This is a genomic window from Novosphingobium sp. 11B (assembly GCF_054589055.1).
The window spans coordinates 8,059-10,780 of record NZ_BAAILP010000291.1; the positions used below are offsets into that span (position 1 = coordinate 8,059).

At 66.9% G+C, this 2,722-nt stretch carries 4 protein-coding genes; 3 read left to right on the forward strand and 1 reads right to left on the reverse strand.

The window, feature by feature from the left end:
- On the reverse strand, positions 1 to 668 hold a 668-nt coding region (locus ACYPYD_RS25215; protein ID WP_459666237.1), incomplete at its 3' end, for an NAD-dependent deacylase.
- A 93-nt stretch (positions 669 to 761) separates the two neighbouring features.
- Here ACYPYD_RS25215 and dapB point away from each other — a divergent pair.
- The 3 genes from dapB (at position 762) to ACYPYD_RS25230 (ending at position 2,617) form a co-directional block, all read left to right on the forward strand.
- On the forward strand, positions 762 to 1,490 hold the full coding sequence (gene dapB, locus ACYPYD_RS25220; protein ID WP_459666239.1) for a 4-hydroxy-tetrahydrodipicolinate reductase: 729 nt from the start codon (positions 762 to 764) through the stop codon (positions 1,488 to 1,490).
- On the forward strand, positions 1,487 to 2,146 hold the full coding sequence (nth, locus tag ACYPYD_RS25225; RefSeq protein WP_036526349.1) for an endonuclease III: 660 nt from the start codon (positions 1,487 to 1,489) through the stop codon (positions 2,144 to 2,146). Before dapB ends, nth begins: the two co-directional genes overlap by 4 nt.
- An 81-nt stretch (positions 2,147 to 2,227) precedes the next feature.
- Positions 2,228 to 2,617, forward strand: coding sequence for a hypothetical protein (locus ACYPYD_RS25230; RefSeq protein ID WP_459666242.1), 390 nt, complete (start codon positions 2,228 to 2,230; stop codon positions 2,615 to 2,617).
- Positions 2,618 to 2,722 lie beyond the last annotated feature (105 nt).

Here is a 2,722-nt window from a genome sequence, read left to right on the forward strand (position 1 = left end):
ACCAGTTCGCTTGCCGGTCCATGCCGCGTCTCGTCGAACCATGCGGTCCCCTGCGAGGGTTCGAGGTTGAGTTCCAGCGTCTCCACGCCCAGTTCCCGTGCATTGCGCACGAAGCTCGCCGCCGGATAGACCGCGCCCGAGGTGCCGATCGAGACGAACAGGTCCGCCTGCTCCAGCGCCGCGAAGATCTCGTCCATGCGATAGGGCATTTCCCCGAACCACACGATGTCGGGACGCAGAGCCGCTTCTCCGCATTCGGGGCAGGCGGGACGGTCGATCAGCGGGCCGATCCAGCGCGGGCGTTCGTTGCAGGCCATGCACCAGGCGTTCAGGTGCTCGCCGTGCATATGGAGCACGCGTTTCGCTCCGGCGCGTTCGTGCAGGTCGTCCACGTTTTGAGTGACGATCAGCAGGTCGCCTTCCCATTCCGCGTCCAGCTTTGCCAGCGCGCGGTGGGCAGCGTTGGGCTGCTTGGTCTGGATCGCTTCGCGGCGCATGTCGTAGAAGCGCAGGACGAGGTCGGGGTCGCGCGCGAAGGCCTCGGGCGTGGCGACGTCCTCGACGCGGTGCTGCTCCCAGAGACCGCCGCCGTCGCGGAAGGTGTCGATGCCGCTCTCGGCCGAAACGCCCGCGCCGGTGAGAATGACGATGTTGCGGATGCTGCTCATGGCTCACCTTAGCGTGCGCGCGGCGCTTGTCGAACCGGCGCGTTTGCGCCATGCGGCCGTGACAGGACTTTACGCCCGGACGGAGACAGCAGCGTGGCACGAATCGGAATCATCGGCAGCCAGGGGCGCATGGGGCAGGCGATCGCGGCCGCCATTGCTGATGCGGGCGAGGATCTGGCGGGCGGCGTCGACAAGGACGGTGACACCTCGGCCGTCGCGGCCAATGCCGACATCCTGATCGATTTCTCCAGCCCTTCGGCGCTCGAAGGCAACCTCGATGCCGCCATCGCCGCCAAGCTGCCGATCGTCATCGGCACCACCGGGCTGGAGGAGCGCCACCACTGGCTGATCGATTCGGCGGCCGAGCACATTCCCGTCCTGCAGACCGGCAACACCTCGCTCGGCGTCACGCTGCTCGCGCATCTGGTGCGCGAGGCGGCGACGCGGCTGGGAGAGGACTGGGACATCGAGATCGTCGAGACGCATCACCGCATGAAGGTGGACGCTCCCTCCGGCACCGCGCTGCTTCTGGGTGAGGCAGCCGCCGACGGACGCGGCGTCGGGCTGGCGAACAGCGCGGTACGTGGCCGCGATGGGATCACCGGCAAGCGCGAGGCGGGCACCATCGGCTTCGCGGCCCTGCGCGGCGGCACCGTCGCGGGCGACCACACCGTCCATTTTCTTGCCGATAACGAGCGCCTCTCGCTCTCGCACCTCGCCGAGAACCGGGGCATCTTCGCCAAGGGCGCGGTGAAGGCGGCGCAGTGGCTGCTGGCACAGGGGCCGGGGCGCTACACGATGCCGCAGGTGCTGGGCCTTTGAAGAAGGCGGACGTCTTCGAGTTCTTCCGGCGTCTGGCGGAGGCCAATCCCGCGCCCGAGACCGAGCTGGAATTCGGCAACACCTACCAGTTGCTGGTGGCGGTTACGCTCTCGGCGCAGGCGACCGACGTGGGCGTCAACAAGGCGACGCGCGCGCTGTTCGAGTATGTGAAGACGCCGCAGCAGATGGTGGACCTCGGCGAAGAGGGCCTGAAGCAGCACATCAAGACCATCGGCCTGTTCAACACCAAGGCGAAGAACGTCATCGCCCTCTCGCAGATTCTGGTGGACCGGCACGGCGGCGAGGTTCCGGCGGATCGCGACGCCATGGTCGAGCTGCCCGGCGTCGGCCGCAAGACTGCCAACGTGGTGATGAACTGCGCCTTCGGGGCCGAGACCTTCGCGGTCGATACCCATATCTTCCGCGTCGGCAACCGCACGGGGCTCGCCAAGGGCAAGACGCCGCTGGCGGTGGAGAAGCAGCTCGAGAAGAAGGTGCCGCAGCCGTTCCGGGTCGGCGCGCATCACTGGCTGATCCTTCACGGCCGCTACATCTGCAAGGCGCGCACGCCCGAGTGCTGGCGATGCCCTGAGGTGGACTTGTGCGCCTTCAAGGACAAGGTGCTCGACCGGGGTGCGAGGAAGGCTGCGGCCTGAGGCCTACGTCCTCTTGACGAAGGCGGGTTTCGGGGAGCCAATGGGGCTTGCCGGACGTTCGCCCAGCGAGAGGATGAGCCGATGAGAACTCCCGTTGCCCTGCTGCTTGCCACCGTTGCCCTCGCCGCCTGTTCGCAGGAAAGTCCGGGTGAGACGCCGCCGCCCGAGCCTGCCGCCGAGACGACCGGGGCCGCCGTCGATTGCCTGTCGGTGACGCGTTTCAATACCACCCGCATTCGCGACGATCACACGATCGACTTCATCGGCGGTGCGGGCGGGCAAGTCTGGCGGGTGACGCTGCCCAACCGGTGCAGCGGGCTAAAGTCGGTGGGCACGTTTACGTATGAGACGTCGCTCTCGCAGCTGTGCCGACAGGACATCATCTATCCGCTGCAACAGATCGGCAACCAGTGGCAGCGCATGGGCGGCTGCGGCATGGGACCGTTCGTGCCGGTGAAGCTGGCGAAGTAGCGGGGCTTTTCGATCAGCGGATGACCGAGGGGGCTTCGACAAGCTCAGCCTGAGCGGGATTTAAAGACCTGCTCTCAAAACCGCTCAGGCTGAGCCTGTCGAAGC